A 14,842-nucleotide genomic window follows, 5' to 3' on the forward strand; every position below is an offset into this window, starting at 1 on the left:
GTGGCGATCAGAACAGCGCCTTCGCAGCGGCGCCGGTCCACACCTCGAGATAGCCGAGCAGCGGCCAGCCCAGCGGCGAGATCACCACCGCCGAGAGCACGAGCAGCGCCCCCTCGATCGGATCGGTGCGGCCCGGGAAGGCCGGCGCCGGCTCGTCGAAGTACATCACCTTGACGACGCGGAGATAGTAATAGGCACCGATCGTCGAGGCCGCGGCGGCAACCGCAGCGAAGACGTACAGGCCCGCATGCACCGCAGCCAGGAACACCTGCAGCTTCGAGAAGAAGCCGAGCAGCGGCGGGATGCCGGCGAGGCTGAACATGAAGATCGCCATCGCCACTGCGAGACCCGGACGGGTCCGCGACATGCCGGCCAGGCTGTCGATGGTCTCGACCGGACGGCCCTCCGCATCGCGCATCTGCAGCACGATCAGGAAGCTGCCGACGGTCATCACGACGTAGATCGCCATGTAGTAGAGCACGCTCGACACGCCTGCTTCGCCACCGGCGGCGAGGCCGACCAGCGCGAAGCCGACATTGGCGATCGACGAATAGGCAAGCAGGCGCTTGATGTTGCTCTGGCGGATCGCCGCGACCGAGCCGAAGATGATCGAAGCTAGCGAAGCGAAGATCACGATCTGGCGCCAGTCGGCGATCGCCGGGCCCATCGCGTCGATGGCGACGCGGGTGGCAAGCGCCACCGCGGCAACCTTCGGCGCCGAAGCGAAGAAGGCCGTGACCGGGGTCGGCGCGCCTTCGTACACGTCCGGCGTCCACATGTGGAACGGCACGGCCGACATCTTGAAGGCGAGACCGGCGAAGACGAACACCAGGCCGAACAGCAGACCGGTCTTCTGACCACCCGAGGCATAGGCGTCGGCGATGCCCGAGAACAAAGTGGTGCCCGAGAAGCCGTACACCAGGCTGATGCCGTAGAGCAGGATGCCCGAAGCGAGCGCGCCCAGCACGAAATACTTCAGGCCTGCTTCCGCCGAACGCGCGTCGCGGCGCATGAAGCTGGCAAGGATGTACGAAGCAAGGCTCATCAGCTCGAGGCCGACATAGAGCGACATCAGGTCGCCCGCCGAAACCATCATGCCCATGCCGGCGGCCGAGAGCAGGATCAGCACCGGATATTCCGGACGCAGATCGTCACCCGAGGTCTGCTGGAAGAAGCGCGGCGCGATCAGGATCGAGACGCCGGCGGCCAGGAAGATCAGCGCCTTGGAGAAGGCAGCGAACATGTCCGCGCGATAGAGACCGCCAAAGGCTTCGCCCCCGGCCGAAGCCGGGCCGGCCAGCGCGATGCCCGCGCCGATCAGCACGGCGATCGAGGCCCAGCTGACCAGTTTGGTCGACTGGTGGCCGCCCCAGGCCGCCACCAGCATCAGGGCGATGGCCCCCAGGCTGAGCACGAGCTCAGGAAGGGCCATCATCAGTTGCAGCGAATAGTTCATCAGTGCGCCTCCCCGTGCGCAGCAGGGGCAGCGGCGTGTTCGCCATGTTCAGCAGCGGCAGGCGCGGGCTTGCCGGCAGTCGGAGCCGAGTCACCGGCAGGCGCGGCACGCTCGAGGCGGGCAACCAGCTTCTCCACGTCGCCGCGCATCGGCTTCATGAAGCTCTCCGGATAGACACCCATCCAGAGGGTCACCGCAGCCAGCGCGCCAAGCATCGCGAACTCGCGCAGGTCGAGATCCCGCATCGCCTTCACATCGTCCTTGGTCAGGTCGCCAAAGGCGACGCGACGGTAGAGGTACAGCATGTATGCCGCGCCCAGGATGATGCCGGTGGTGCCGAGCAGCGCGTAGAGCGTCGAGACCTGGTACAGGCCGGCAAGGCTCAGGAATTCGCCGATGAAGTTGCTGGTGCCCGGCAGGCCGACAGAGGCCATGGTGAACAGCAGGAACAGCACGGCGTAGCGCGGCATGTTGATCGCGAGGCCGCCGTAGCGGTCGATCTCGCGGGTGTGCAGGCGATCGTAGATCACGCCGACGCAGAGGAAGAGCGCGCCCGAGACCACACCGTGGCCGAGCATCACCATCATCGCGCCCTCGATACCCTGCGCGTTGAGCGCGAACAGGCCGAAGGTCACGATCGCCATGTGGGCGACCGACGAATAGGCGATCAGCTTCTTCATGTCGCTCTGCACGAGCGCGACCAGCGAGGTGTAGACCACTGCCACGGCCGAGAGCGCGAACACCAGCCAGATGAACTGGGCGGACGCTTCCGGGAACATCGGCAGCGAGAAGCGCAGGAAGCCGTATCCGCCGAGCTTCAGCAGCACGCCCGCCAGGATGACCGAACCTGCGGTCGGCGCCTGGACGTGCGCGTCGGGAAGCCAGGTGTGGACGGGCCACATCGGCATCTTCACCGCGAACGAGGCGAAGAAGGCCAGCCATAGCCATGTCTGCACATGCGCCGGGAAGTCATGCTGCATCAGCGCCGGGATCGACGTCGTGCCGGTGGTCAGGATCATGTAGATGATCGCGATCAGCATCAGCAGCGAGCCGAGCAGCGTGTACAGGAAGAACTTGTACGACGCGTAGATGCGGTTGGCGCCGCCCCAGATGCCGATGATCAGGAACATCGGGATCAGGCCGCCTTCGAAGAAGACGTAGAACAGCATCAGGTCCTGCGCCGCGAAGGTGCCGATCATCAGCACCTCGGTGGCGAGGAACGCAGCCATATATTCCGGCACGCGCTTGGTGACTGAGAGCCAGCTCGCCCCGATGCAGATCGGCATCAGGAACACCGAGAGTGCGATCAGCAGCAGCGCGAAGCCATCGATGCCCAGCGCCCAGGCGAACTCGGCCTGGCCGATGCCGAACAGGCGGACATGCTCGACGAACTGCCACTGGGCAGCGCCCTCGCCGGTCTGGAAGTTGGCCCAGAGCAGGATGCCGAGCGCCAGGTCCACGAAGGTGGCGGCGAGCGCCAGCCAGCGTGCGCCCTGCGCGTTGAGGAACAGGCAGGCGACCGCGGCAATCGCGGGCACCGCCAGCATGACGGTTAGGATCGGGAAGCCGCTCATCGCGCGATCACCCAGGTCAGTGCGGCAGTGAGGCCGATCAGCATGATGAAGGCATAGGCGTAGACATATCCGGATTGCAGCTTGGAAGCGCCGACGCTGCCGAGCTGGACGACCGCAGCGGCGCCATTCGGGCCGAACCGGTCGATCGTGGCTTCGTCACCCTTCTTCCAGAACTGGCGACCGATCCAGAAGGCCGGGCGCACGAACAGGAAGTTGTAGAGCTCGTCGAAATACCACTTGTTGAGCGAGAAGAGGTATAGCGGGCGGAACGCCTCGGCGAACTTCGCGGGGAAGCCCGGCGACACGATATACGCGCCATACGCAATGGCCAAGCCGCTCAGCATCGCGATCGTCGCGCTGAGCTTCACCCACACCGGCACCTCGTGCATCGCGTGCATCAGATGCTCGTTGAAGGCGATGGCGCCGTGCCAGTAGGTCTCACCCGCCGTCGGCTCGATGAACGCGCCGTGGAAGATGAAGCCCGCGGCGATCGCGCCGACGGTAAGCACCAGCAGCGGGATCAGCATGACGATCGGGCTCTCATGCGGGTGATAGCCCGCCGTGCCGTCGCCGTGCGCGTGATCATGATGATGATCGTCGTGGCCATGCGCATCGTGAGCGTGCGCGTCATGGGCGTCGTGCGCATGATCGTCATGACCATGGCCGTGCGCGTCATGCACTGCGTGCTGGATATGCTCCGAACCGGCCCAGCGCGGCTTGCCATGGAAGGTCAGGAACACCAGGCGCCAGCTATAGAAGCTGGTGAGCAGCGCCACGAACACGCCCACCCAGAACACGCTGGTGTGGCCGGCGGCATAGCTCGCCTCGATGATCGCGTCCTTCGAGTGGAAGCCGGCGAAGCCGAATGCCACCGGGTTGCCGAACAGCGCCGGGATGCCCACGCCGGTGATCGCGAGCGTGCCCGCCATCATCGTCCAGTAGGTGACCGGGATCTTCTTCCACAGGCCGCCATAGAAGCGCATGTCCTGCTCGTGGTGCATCGCATGGATCACCGAGCCGGCGCCGAGGAACAGCAGCGCCTTGAAGAAGGCGTGCGTGAACAGGTGGAACATCGCCGCGCCATAGGCACCGACGCCGGCAGCGAAGAACATGTAGCCCAGCTGCGAACAGGTCGAATAGGCGATCACGCGCTTGATGTCGGTCTGCGTCGTGCCGACGGTCGCGGCGAAGAAGCAGGTGGCGGCGCCGACGACGGTGACCACGGTCATCGCAACCGCGCTCTGCTCGAACAGCGGCGACATGCGGCAGACCATGAACACGCCGGCGGTCACCATGGTCGCGGCGTGGATCAGCGCCGACACCGGGGTCGGGCCTTCCATCGCGTCCGGAAGCCACGTGTGCAGGCCGAGCTGCGCCGACTTGCCCATCGCGCCGACGAACAGCAGCAGGCAGAGCACCGTCACGGTGTCGAAGCGAGCGCCGAGGAAGCCGATGGTCGAGCCGTGCATGTTCGGCGCAGCGGCGAGGATCGTCGGGATGTCGATCGTGCCGAACACCAGGAAGATGCCGAAGATGCCGAGCATAAAGCCCAGGTCGCCGACGCGGTTCACCACGAACGCCTTGATGGCGGCGGCATTCGCGCTCGGCTTGCGGAACCAGAAGCCGATCAGCAGGTAGGACGCGAGACCCACGCCTTCCCAGCCGAAGAACATCTGGACCAGGTTGTTGGCCGTCACGAGCATCAGCATCGCGAAGGTGAAGAGCGAGAGGTACGCGAAGAAGCGCGGCTGATCCGGCTCCTCCGACATATAGCCCCAGCTATAGAGGTGGACGAGCGCCGAGACGCTGGTCACCACCACGAGCATCACCGCGGTCAGGCTGTCGACGCGCAACGCCCAGTCGACCTGCATCGAGCCGCTGAGCATCCAGGTGAAGACCGGGGACACGCTCGGCTCGGCATTGCCGCCGAGATAGCTGATGAAGATCGGCCACGACAGGGCGCACGCCACGAAGAGCGAGCCCGTGGTGACGACCTTGGGGAAGGTCTTGCCGAAGGCCTTGTTCGAAAGCCCGGCAACGGCTGCCGCGAGGAGCGGCAGGAATACGATGAAATAGATCGCCGACATCAGCCCTTCATCCGATTGACGTCTTCGACCGAGATCGTGCCGCGGCCGCGGAAGTAGATAACGAGAATGGCGAGACCGATCGCGGCCTCACCGGCGGCGACGGTCAGCACGAACATCGCGAAGACCTGGCCGACCAGGTCGCCGAGCGCGTTCGAGAACGCCACGAGGTTCAGGTTCACGGACAGCAGGATCAGCTCGATCGCCATCAGGATGACGATGAGGTTCTTGCGGTTCATGAAGATGCCGAGCACGCCGAGCGTGAACAGGATCGCGCTGACGACGAGATAGTGCGTAAGGGTGATCACAGCTCGACCCCCTGCCCCACGGGTTGGTTCACGTTGCGGGTCGCGTCCTTGGCGCGGCGTTGGACCTGACGGCTGATCTTCTGCGGCTTGACGTCGGTGCGCGGACGCAGCGTCAGCACGATCGCGCCGATCATCGCGACGAGCAGCACCAGGCCGGCGCCTTCGAACACGAACAGGTAGCGGGAATAGAGGAGCTGGCCGATCGCCTCGATGTTGGGCACCTTGGCATCGATCGGCGCGATACGGCGGCCCAGCTGCAGCGTGCCGGCGCTATAGGCGCCCACCGCGATCAGGATCTCGGCGACCAGCGCGATGGCAAGCGCGAAGCCGACGGCCGCGTACTTCATCACACCCGCGCGCAGCTCCGCGAAGTCGATGTTGAGCATCATGACCACGAAGAGAAACAGCACGGCGACGGCGCCGACATAGACGATGACGAGCAGCATCGCGATGAACTCGGCATTGGCGAGCACCATCAGACCCGCAGCGTTGAAGAACGCCAGGATGAGCCACAGGACGGAATGGACCGGGTTGCGGGACAGGATGGTGAGAGCGCCGGAGACGCACACCACTGCCGCAAACAGGTAAAAGGCTAGAAGCTGGATCACGGAATCTGATGGCCCCTGTAGATTGGCGTGCGCTTAACGATACGGTGCATCGGCGGCAAGGTTCGCGGCGATGGCGCGCTCCCAGCGGTCACCGTTCGCGAGCAGCTTTTCCTTCTGATAGATCAGCTCCTCACGGGTTTCGGTGGCGAACTCGAAGTTCGGCCCTTCGACGATCGCATCGACCGGGCATGCTTCCTGGCAAAGGCCGCAATAGATGCACTTGGTCATGTCGATGTCGTAGCGCGTGGTGCGGCGGCTGCCGTCCTCGCGCGGCTCGGCTTCGATCGTGATCGCCAGCGCCGGGCACACCGCCTCGCACAGCTTGCACGCGATGCAGCGCTCTTCGCCATTGGGATAGCGACGCAGCGCATGCTCGCCGCGGAAGCGGGGCGAGAGCGGGTTCTTCTCATAGGGATAGTTGATGGTCGCCTTGGGCTTGAAGAAATACTTCAAGGTCAGGGCGTGCGCCTTCACGAACTCCCAGAGAGTCCAGGTCTTGATGAAATGGGCGACGGTGCTCATGCGGGCACTCCAACCCGGGTCAGCATGAGGTACCCGGAAACGAGGAAGACGAAGAGAAGCGACAGCGGCAGGAAGATCTTCCAGCCCAGGCGCATCAGCTGGTCATAGCGGTACCTGGGCACCGTGGCCTTGACCCAGCTGAACAGGAAGAAGCCGAAGCTGATCTTGAGCAGCAGCCAGATGATGCCCGGGATCCAGTAGAGGATCGGGAGATCCAGCGGCGGCAGATAGCCACCCCAGAACAGCGTCGCGTTCAGCGCGCTCATCAGCAGCACGTTGCCGTACTCGCCCAGCCAGAACAGCGCGAAGGCCATCGACGAATATTCGGTCTGATAGCCCGCGACGAGCTCGCTCTCGGCCTCGGTAAGGTCGAACGGTGCGCGCTGGGTTTCGGCGAGCGACGAGATGAAGAACACCACGGCCATCGGGAACAGCAGCGGGTTCAGCGCATAGAAGTTGAAGATGCCGAGGACATGGCCCTTCTGATGCTCGACGATGTCGGTCATATTGAAGGAACCGGTCCACAGCACGATCGAGATCAGCACGAAGCCGATCGAGACTTCGTAGCTCACCATCTGCGCGGCCGCACGGATCGCCGAGTAGAACGGGTATTTCGAGTTCGAAGCCCAGCCGGCGAGGATGATGCCGTAGACGCCGAGCGACGAGGCCGCGAGCACGTAGAGCAGGCCGACATTGATGTTGGCCAGCACCACGCCGAACTGGAACGGCACCACCGCCCACACGATCAGCGCGACCGTGAAGGTGATGATCGGGCCGAGCAGGAAGAGCGTCTTGTTGGCGCCCGACGGAATAATCGTTTCCTGCAGGAAGACCTTGAGGCCGTCCGCGAAGGACTGGAGCAGGCCGAGCGGGCCGACCACGTTCGGGCCGCGGCGCAGCGCCATGGCGGCCCAGATCTTGCGATCGACATAGATGACCATCGCCACGGCCAGCATCAGCGGCAGTGCGATGACCAGGATGTCGATCAGCGTGGCGACGAACCACGCCAGGCCGAACGGGAGGCCGAGATAGGTAAACCAGGACGTCATTCTGCGGCCTCTGCGAAGTCTTCGCCGTGGATCAGTTCGGCCGAGCAGCGCTGCATGGTCGGCGAGGCACGGCAGATGGCGTTGGTGAGATAGAAATCGGCGACGGCATAGCCGACCGGGCCCGATGCCTTGGCGGCGAGCTTCGGCGGCGAGAACTCGTAGCCGGCAAGGCCTTCCTGGCCCAGCGCCGGAACTTCGCTCGCCATCTGGGCGCGCAGCTGCTCGAACGTATCGAACGGGAGCGTGTGGCCCAGGCGATCCGAAAGTGCGCGCAGGATCGTCCAGTCCTCACGAGCGTCGCCCGGCGCGAACACGGCACGGTCGGCACGCTGCACGCGACCTTCCAGGTTCACATAGGTGCCCGGCTTCTCGGCATAGGTCGCGCCCGGCAGGATGACGTCCGCATGATGCGCGCCATTGTCGCCGTGGTGGCCGACATAGACCTTGAAGCTGTCCTTGAAGCCTTCGAAGTTCACTTCGTCGGCGCCGAGGAAGAAGGCGAGCTTAGGCGCGGCGGCAACGATGTCCGCGATACCGCCCTTCTGGGCATAGCCGAGCATCAGCCCGCCCATGCGCGCAGCGGCGGTGTGGACGACGTTGAAGCCGTTCCAGCCATCACGCTGGAAAGCCGAAGCCATGGCGAGCGTGGCGCCCTGCCCTTCCTTGAGCGCGGCCGGGCCGACGATCAGGACAGGCTTCTTCGCTGCGTCGATCGCCTCGGCGGCCGAAGCCGGCAGCTTGGCGAGAAGGCCCAGGTCGTTACCCAGCCATTCGACCTTGTAGGTCAGGTCGGTCTCTTCGCCGATCGCGAAGACCTTCGCACCCTTCTTGATCGCCTTGCGGATGCGCGTGTTGATCAGCGGGGCTTCGAAACGCAGGTTCGAGCCGACCAGCAGGATCGCGTCCGCTTCCTCGATGCCGGCGATGGTCGTGTTGAACGCCACCGAGCCGAGGTTCGACACGTCATAGGACAGGCCGGTCTGGCGCCCTTCGAGCAGGTCCGAACCCAGCGCCTTCACCAGCGACTTGGCGGCGAACATCGTCTCGCAATCGACCAGGTCGCCGGCGATCGCGGCAACACTCGAGCCGGCGCCCTTGGCAGCAGCAGCGATCGCGTCGAACGCTTCGTCCCAGCTCGCTTCAACCAGCTTGCCGTCCTTGCGGACATAGGGCTTGTCGAGGCGGCGGCGAACCAGCGCGTCGACATGATAGCGGGTCTTGTCGTGCGCCCACTCCTCGTTGACGTCCTCGTTGATCCGCGGAAGCACGCGCATCACCTGACGACCACGGCTGTCGAGGCGGATGTTGGTGCCGACCGCGTCCATCACGTCGATCGAGAGGTTCTTCTTCAGCTCCCACGAGCGATACTCGAAGGCGACCGGCTTGTGGGTCAGCGCACCGACCGGGCAGAGGTCGGCGACGTTGCCCGAGAGCTCGCTCTTGAACGCCTTCTCGAGATAGGTCGTGATCTGCATGTTCTCGCCGCGATAGATCGCGCCGATATCCTCCACGCCAGCCACTTCCTCGCCGAAGCGAACGCAGCGGGTGCACTGGATGCAGCGGGTCATGATCGTCTTGATGATCGGACCCATGTACTTCTCGGTCACAGCGCGCTTGTTCTCGGTGTAGCGCGAGTGGCCGCGACCATAGGCGACCGACTGGTCCTGCAGGTCGCACTCGCCGCCCTGATCGCAGATCGGGCAGTCGAGCGGGTGATTGATCAGCAGGAACTCCATCACGCCTTCGCGTGCGGCCTTCACCATCGGCGAGTCCGTGCGGATTTCCTGGTTGTCGGCGGCGGGCAGCGCGCACGAAGCCTGGGGCTTGGGCGGCCCGGGCTTCACCTCGACGAGGCACATGCGGCAATTGCCGGCGATCGACAGGCGCTCATGATAGCAGAAGCGCGGAATTTCCTTGCCCGCGGCCTCGCAGGCCTGGAGCACGGTGGCGCCCGCAGGCACCTCCACTTCAATTCCGTCGACGGTTAGCTTTGGCATCTCAGCTATTTCCCTCGGACGCGGACAAGCCGCCGCGCGCCCTGAACAATGCTTCCGCGATCAGCCCGTGCAGGGTGACGCGATCGAAATTGACCTGGCGGCCATTCGCACAGGTCTGGAGCGTGGGCAGCAGCGCATCCGCGGCCGCGACTTCCTCGGGCGAATGCCACTGAGTGCGGAGCAGGCGATCGGCCGCAACCGGATCCTTCTCAGCGGCGCACTGGACGACCGCATAGGCAGCGTGCGTCGGCTGCTTCAGCCAGTCCGGCTGCGCGGCACCCGAAGCGGGGCCGGCATCGCGGAAGGTGCGCACATACAGCGCCTCGGCAAGCACGCCGCGCAGGTTCACACCCTGCGTGTTCACCTTCTTGCCGCGCGGCACGCACATGCGGGCACTGTCGAACAGGCCCATGAATGCCTTACCCTCGGCCTCGGAACCGGGCTCGAGCCCGATCACCGCGGCGGCCTGGCGCTTTTCGCTGCGCGCGAGGCAGCCCATCAGCTCGATGGCATTCCGTTCGGCGTCGCGGTTCTTCCGCGCCTCGGCACCACCGTCGCTCTGCGCATGCGCAGGCGCGACCGCGCCGAGGGCACAGCCCGCTGCAAGGATAAAGGCCAGTGCGGCCTTCACTCCGCGGCCTCCTGCATGCCGTTGCCGGCCTGGCGCTCGTTGATGCGGCGCTCGAGCTCGGGGCGGAAGTGCCGGATCAGACCCTGGATCGGCCACGCCGCTGCGTCGCCGAGCGCGCAGATCGTGTGGCCTTCCACCTGCTTGGTCACCTGCTGCAGCGTGTCGATCTCGCTGATATCGGCGTCGCCGGTGCGCAGGCGCTCCATCACGCGCCACATCCAGCCGGTGCCTTCGCGGCAGGGCGTGCACTGGCCGCAGCTCTCGTGCTTGTAGAAGTACGACAGGCGGCTGATCGCGCGGACGACGTCGGTCGACTTGTCCATGACGATGATCGCCGCGGTGCCGAGGCCGGAACCGAGGGCGCGCAGGCCGTCGAAGTCCATCGGGCAGTCCATGATCTGCGCTGCCGGAACCAGCGGCACAGAGGAACCGCCCGGGATCACCGCGAGCAGATTGTCCCAACCGCCACGGATACCGCCGCAATGCTTCTCGATCAGCTCGCGGAACGGGATCGACATGGCCTCTTCGACCACGCACGGCTTCTCGACATGACCCGAGATCTGGAAGAGCTTGGTGCCGCGGTTGTTCTCGTTGCCGAAGCTGGAGAACCACTCGGGGCCACGGCGAAGGATCGTCGGGACAACCGCGATCGACTCGACGTTGTTCACCGTGGTCGGGCAGCCATAGAGGCCCGCGCCCGCCGGGAACGGCGGCTTCAGGCGAGGCTGGCCCTTCTTCCCCTCGAGGCTCTCGAGCATCGCGGTCTCTTCGCCGCAGATGTACGCGCCGGCACCGCGGTGCACGAACACGTCGAAGTCATAGCCCGACTTGCACGCATTCTTGCCGAGCAGGCCGGCGTCATACGCTTCCTTCACGGCTGCGAAGAGCGTCTCGGCCTCGCGGATATACTCGCCGCGGATGTAGATATAGGCGGCACGCGCACGCATCGCGAAGCCGGCGATCAGCGCGCCTTCGATCAGCTTGTGCGGATCGTGGCGGATGATCTCGCGGTCCTTGCACGAGCCCGGCTCGGACTCGTCGGCGTTGATCACCAGGAAGTTCGGCCGATCCGGGCGCGGTTCCTTGGGCATGAAGCTCCACTTCATGCCGGTCGGGAAGCCCGCGCCGCCGCGGCCACGCAGGCCCGACGCCTTGATCTTGTCGATGATGGCGTCCTGGCCGATCGACATCAGATCCTTGGTCTTGTCCCAATCGCCGCGCTTCTGGGCAGCCGGCAGGTTCCACGGCTGGAAACCGTAGACATTGGTGAAGATGCGGTCCTTATCCGCGAGCATCTATCGACCCTTCCCCACCATGTTCTGAATGAAAATATATGCGAGCACGGCCAGGCCGAGCACGATCGCGATGCCGACCAGCTTGAACGCCAGCTTGAGCGCCCAGCCGAGCACGACGATGCCGCCGATGATCGCGAGGATGACGAAGACAAGGTTCTTGGTCTCCTGCTTCATCACCACTCACCCCGATAATCGTGGTTCGCGGTTTCCATCGCGGCCAGATTGGTCGGCGCGCCGAGCGGCTCGACCGTGTGGCGGCCGGGCTCCTGCGTGCCGGGCCTGGGGCTCTCGCCCCTGGCCAGCGCGTCGAGGATCGTCAGCGTGCGATCATAGGTGAGATCTTCGAAGTTATCGTCGTTGATCTGCACCATCGGCGCCGAGGAGCAATTGCCCATGCACTCGACTTCAGTCAGCGTGAACAGGCCGTCCTCGGTGGTGTGGCCCTTCTTGAGGCCCCGCGCCTTGCACGCGGCCATCACGTCGTCCGAACCGCGCAGCATGCACGGCGTGGTGCCGCAGACCTGCACGTGGAAGCGGCCGACCGGCACCAGGTTGAACATGGTGTAGAAGGTCGCGACTTCGAACACGCGAATATACGGCATGTCGAGCTGCTTCGCGATGAACTCGATCACCGGGATCGGCAGCCAGCCCTGGGTATTGGTCTCGGCGCCGACCTGGCGCTGGGCGAGATCCAGATACGGGATGGTGCACGACATCTGCCGGCCCGCCGGATAGCGGCCCATGATCTCGCGTGCCTTGTCGGCGTTCTCCGGCGTCCACTGGAAATTGCCCCAGCGCGCGCGGACCTCCGCTTCATCGGGGAGTTGAGGTGCGTCAGCCATTAACGAATGAACTCCACGCGATCGACCTTGCCGTCGGCAAAGGAATAGATCGACATAACTTCGAACGGATCGCTCTCGGGCGACCGCGCGACCTTCTCGTGCAGGACCACGGTATCGCCCAGCGCATAGCTGGTCAGGATTTCGGCGCGGTTCTGCGGGAACTCGGCGAACATCGCCTTGAGGCCCGAGCGCACGCCTTCCTTGCCCTCGCGCAGCACCGCGCCGCGATAACCCGCCTCGCAGGCACCGTCGGTCATCAGCTCGACATAAGCGTCGGCGTCCTGCGCATTGTAGTGCGCGATCATCTGATGGGTGATCGCAATGCGGTCGGCGCTCACCGGTCGCACTCCCCGAACACGATGTCGAGCGCACCCAGGATGGCGGTGATGTCGGCGAGCATGTGGCCCTTCGACATGAAGTCCATCGCCTGGAGGTGGCTGAATGCGGTCGGGCGGATCTTGCAGCGATACGGCTTGTTGGTGCCGTCCGAGACCAGATACACGCCGAACTCGCCCTTCGGGCTCTCCGTTGCGACATATACTTCGCCGGCAGGCACGTGATAGCCTTCGGTGAAGAGCTTGAAGTGGTGGATCAGCGCTTCCATCGACTGCTTCATCTCACCGCGACGGGGCGGCGCGACCTTGCGATCGAGGGTGAGCACAGGGCCTTCCGGCATCTGCTGGAGGCACTGCTTCATGATGCGCGCGGACTGGTAGACTTCCTCGACGCGGACCATGAACCGGTCATAGCAGTCGCCGCGGGTACCGACCGGCACTTCGAAGTCCATGCGGTCGTACACGTCATAGGGCTGCGACTTGCGCAGGTCCCACGGAATGCCCGCGCCGCGGATCATCGGGCCCGAGAAGCCCCAGGCCACCGCGTCCTCGCGGCTCACCACCGCGATGTCGACGTTGCGCTGCAGGAAGATGCGGTTCTCCGCGACCAGGCTGATCGCGTCACCGAACAGGCGCGGCAGGCGCGTGTCGAGCCATTCCGCGATGTCGGTCAGCAGCTTGAGCGGCACGTCCTGACGGACGCCGCCCACGCGGAAATAGTTCGAGTGCATGCGCGCGCCCGAAGCACGCTCGAAGAAGTTCAGGCAGTCCTCGCGGATCTCGAACATCCACAGGTTCGGCGTCATCGCGCCAACGTCCATCACGTGCGAACCGAGGTTCAGCATGTGATTGCAGATGCGGGTCAGCTCGGCGAAGAACACGCGGAGATACTGGCCGCGCAGCGGAACCTCGAGGTCGAGCAGCTTCTCGACCGCCAGCACATAGCTGTATTCCATGCCCAGCGGCGAGCAGTAATCGAGGCGATCGAAATACGGCAGCGCCTGGGTGTAGGTCTTGTACTCGATCAGCTTCTCGGTGCCGCGGTGGAGCAGACCGACGTGCGGATCGACGCGCTCGATGATCTCGCCGTCCAGCTCGGTCACCAGGCGCAGCACGCCGTGGGCCGCCGGGTGCTGCGGGCCGAAGTTGATCGTGTAGTTCGCGATCTCCGTGTCGCCCTTCTCCGGCTTGCCGCCGTCGATGACGCCTTCGATCTCGTCGAGATAATCAGCCATTACGCTTCACCCTCCGGCGCCTTCTTGACGCGCGGCTTGCGGGGTTTCTTTTCGGCGGGCTCCGGGCCGGCCTCGGGACCCGACTTGCCCGCGCCGGTGTCGGCGGTGCTGTCGCTGGTCTTGGGCTTGGTCACCTTTGCCTTGGTCGGCTTGGCCGCCGGAGCCGGCTTGCGAATCTCGTCGGCGGTCAGCGGCGTCGGCGCGCCCTTGGCCTCGGGCTGCGGCGCAGCGGCCGGAGCAGGTGCGGGCTTGGCAGCCGGTGCAGGCGGCGGGGCCGGCGGCGTCGGCGCGACATATTTCTCGTCGCCGGGCAGGATGTACTCGGCGCCTTCCCACGGGCTCATGAAGTCGAAGGTACGGAAGTCCTGGGCCAGCGTGACGGGCTCATAGACCACGCGCTTCGCTTCTTCCGAATAGCGCAGTTCGACGAAGCCGGTCAGCGGGAAGTCCTTGCGCTGCGGATGGCCGACGAAACCATAGTCGGTCAGGATGCGGCGCAGGTCGGTGTTGCCCGAGAAGAGCACGCCGTACATGTCGTACACTTCGCGCTCGAGCCAGCCGGCGACCGGCCAGATGCCCGTGACGGACGGAACCGGCTGCTCCTCGTCGGTGATCGCCTTCACCTTGATGCGGTGGTTCCGCGTCAGGCTGAGCAGGCAATAAACCACTTCGAAACGCTCGGCGCGCTCCGGATAGTCGACACCGGCGATTTCCATGAGCTGCTGGAACTCGAGGCCGGGCGTGTCACGCAGCAGCGTCATGCCCTCGACCACGCGGTCGCGGTCGAGCGTCAGGTTCACTTCGCCGACCTTGTCCTCGGCGTGCACCAGGATGTCACCGAGCGCGGCCTTGGCCGCGTCGATCACGCCTTCGTTCGACGCATAGCGCGGCGCCACGGTCTTCACG

At 65.0% G+C, this 14,842-nt stretch carries 15 protein-coding genes; all 15 read right to left on the reverse strand.

Annotated features, from left to right (window positions below; translation table 11 throughout):
• Positions 1-7: 7 nt before the first annotated feature.
• The 15 genes from nuoN to AC1RJ5_RS02385 are packed head-to-tail and all read right to left on the reverse strand — an operon-like array spanning position 8 to position 14,841.
• On the reverse strand, positions 8-1,456 hold the full coding sequence (nuoN, locus tag AC1RJ5_RS02315) for an NADH-quinone oxidoreductase subunit NuoN (RefSeq protein ID WP_493111481.1): 1,449 nt from the start codon (positions 1,454-1,456) through the stop codon (positions 8-10).
• Positions 1,456-3,030, reverse strand: a complete 1,575-nt coding sequence (locus AC1RJ5_RS02320; RefSeq protein ID WP_342249913.1) for an NADH-quinone oxidoreductase subunit M — start codon at positions 3,028-3,030, stop codon at positions 1,456-1,458. Before AC1RJ5_RS02320 ends, nuoN begins: the two co-directional genes overlap by 1 nt.
• Entirely contained in the window at positions 3,027-5,117 is a 2,091-nt protein-coding gene (gene nuoL, locus AC1RJ5_RS02325; RefSeq protein ID WP_342249914.1) for an NADH-quinone oxidoreductase subunit L, read from the reverse strand. Before nuoL ends, AC1RJ5_RS02320 begins: the two co-directional genes overlap by 4 nt.
• Positions 5,117-5,422, reverse strand: coding sequence for an NADH-quinone oxidoreductase subunit NuoK (gene nuoK, locus AC1RJ5_RS02330; protein ID WP_086129652.1), 306 nt, complete (start codon positions 5,420-5,422; stop codon positions 5,117-5,119). Before nuoK ends, nuoL begins: the two co-directional genes overlap by 1 nt.
• Positions 5,419-6,030: an NADH-quinone oxidoreductase subunit J gene (locus AC1RJ5_RS02335; RefSeq protein WP_342249915.1), complete on the reverse strand. Its 612-nt coding sequence runs from the start codon at positions 6,028-6,030 to the stop codon at positions 5,419-5,421. The genes nuoK and AC1RJ5_RS02335 overlap by 4 nt, the downstream gene beginning before the upstream one ends.
• Positions 6,031-6,063: 33 nt before the next feature.
• Positions 6,064-6,552 (reverse strand): NADH-quinone oxidoreductase subunit NuoI, encoded by a 489-nt coding sequence (nuoI, locus tag AC1RJ5_RS02340; protein WP_184166397.1) that lies wholly within the window; start codon positions 6,550-6,552, stop codon positions 6,064-6,066.
• Positions 6,549-7,601, reverse strand: coding sequence for an NADH-quinone oxidoreductase subunit NuoH (gene nuoH, locus AC1RJ5_RS02345; RefSeq protein ID WP_269575261.1), 1,053 nt, complete (start codon positions 7,599-7,601; stop codon positions 6,549-6,551). The genes nuoI and nuoH overlap by 4 nt, the downstream gene beginning before the upstream one ends.
• On the reverse strand, positions 7,598-9,598 hold the full coding sequence (gene nuoG / locus AC1RJ5_RS02350) for an NADH-quinone oxidoreductase subunit NuoG (RefSeq protein ID WP_493111485.1): 2,001 nt from the start codon (positions 9,596-9,598) through the stop codon (positions 7,598-7,600). The genes nuoH and nuoG overlap by 4 nt, the downstream gene beginning before the upstream one ends.
• Before the next feature lies 1 nt (position 9,599).
• Entirely contained in the window at positions 9,600-10,229 is a 630-nt protein-coding gene (locus tag AC1RJ5_RS02355) for a hypothetical protein (protein WP_184166405.1), read from the reverse strand.
• Positions 10,226-11,524, reverse strand: coding sequence for an NADH-quinone oxidoreductase subunit NuoF (gene nuoF / locus AC1RJ5_RS02360; protein ID WP_184166408.1), 1,299 nt, complete (start codon positions 11,522-11,524; stop codon positions 10,226-10,228). The genes AC1RJ5_RS02355 and nuoF overlap by 4 nt, the downstream gene beginning before the upstream one ends.
• Positions 11,525-11,698, reverse strand: coding sequence for a hypothetical protein (locus AC1RJ5_RS02365; protein ID WP_184166411.1), 174 nt, complete (start codon positions 11,696-11,698; stop codon positions 11,525-11,527). It abuts the gene before it with no gap.
• Positions 11,698-12,366: a complex I 24 kDa subunit family protein gene (locus tag AC1RJ5_RS02370; protein ID WP_493111488.1), complete on the reverse strand. Its 669-nt coding sequence runs from the start codon at positions 12,364-12,366 to the stop codon at positions 11,698-11,700. Before AC1RJ5_RS02370 ends, AC1RJ5_RS02365 begins: the two co-directional genes overlap by 1 nt.
• Entirely contained in the window at positions 12,366-12,704 is a 339-nt protein-coding gene (locus AC1RJ5_RS02375) for a nuclear transport factor 2 family protein (protein WP_269575257.1), read from the reverse strand. The genes AC1RJ5_RS02370 and AC1RJ5_RS02375 overlap by 1 nt, the downstream gene beginning before the upstream one ends.
• Complete coding sequence (locus AC1RJ5_RS02380) at positions 12,701-13,936, reverse strand: NADH-quinone oxidoreductase subunit D (protein ID WP_184166419.1); 1,236 nt, start codon at positions 13,934-13,936, stop codon at positions 12,701-12,703. Before AC1RJ5_RS02380 ends, AC1RJ5_RS02375 begins: the two co-directional genes overlap by 4 nt.
• Positions 13,936-14,841 carry an NADH-quinone oxidoreductase subunit C gene (locus AC1RJ5_RS02385; protein ID WP_493114612.1) on the reverse strand — a complete coding sequence of 302 codons (906 nt, stop codon included), beginning with the start codon at positions 14,839-14,841 and terminating at the stop codon, positions 13,936-13,938. The genes AC1RJ5_RS02380 and AC1RJ5_RS02385 overlap by 1 nt, the downstream gene beginning before the upstream one ends.
• Between the last annotated feature and the right edge of the window lies 1 nt (position 14,842).

Source organism: Sphingomonas sp. GW822-FHT03G08, assembly GCF_058801135.1.

Bases quoted from the DNA above. Each gene is read 5' to 3' on its own strand.
- nuoH (WP_269575261.1), bottom strand. From the start codon at position 7,601: ATGACGTCCTGGTTTACCTATCTCGGCCTCCCGTTCGGCCTGGCGTGG.
- nuoL (WP_342249914.1), bottom strand. From the start codon at position 5,117: ATGTCGGCGATCTATTTCATCGTATTCCTGCCGCTCCTCGCGGCAGCC.
- AC1RJ5_RS02380 (WP_184166419.1), bottom strand. From the start codon at position 13,936: ATGGCTGATTATCTCGACGAGATCGAAGGCGTCATCGACGGCGGCAAG.
- AC1RJ5_RS02365 (WP_184166411.1), bottom strand. From the start codon at position 11,698: ATGAAGCAGGAGACCAAGAACCTTGTCTTCGTCATCCTCGCGATCATC.
- nuoG (WP_493111485.1), bottom strand. From the start codon at position 9,598: ATGCCAAAGCTAACCGTCGACGGAATTGAAGTGGAGGTGCCTGCGGGC.
- nuoI (WP_184166397.1), bottom strand. From the start codon at position 6,552: ATGAGCACCGTCGCCCATTTCATCAAGACCTGGACTCTCTGGGAGTTC.
- nuoN (WP_493111481.1), bottom strand. From the start codon at position 1,456: ATGAACTATTCGCTGCAACTGATGATGGCCCTTCCTGAGCTCGTGCTC.
- AC1RJ5_RS02370 (WP_493111488.1), bottom strand. From the start codon at position 12,366: ATGGCTGACGCACCTCAACTCCCCGATGAAGCGGAGGTCCGCGCGCGC.
- nuoF (WP_184166408.1), bottom strand. From the start codon at position 11,524: ATGCTCGCGGATAAGGACCGCATCTTCACCAATGTCTACGGTTTCCAG.
- AC1RJ5_RS02320 (WP_342249913.1), bottom strand. From the start codon at position 3,030: ATGAGCGGCTTCCCGATCCTAACCGTCATGCTGGCGGTGCCCGCGATT.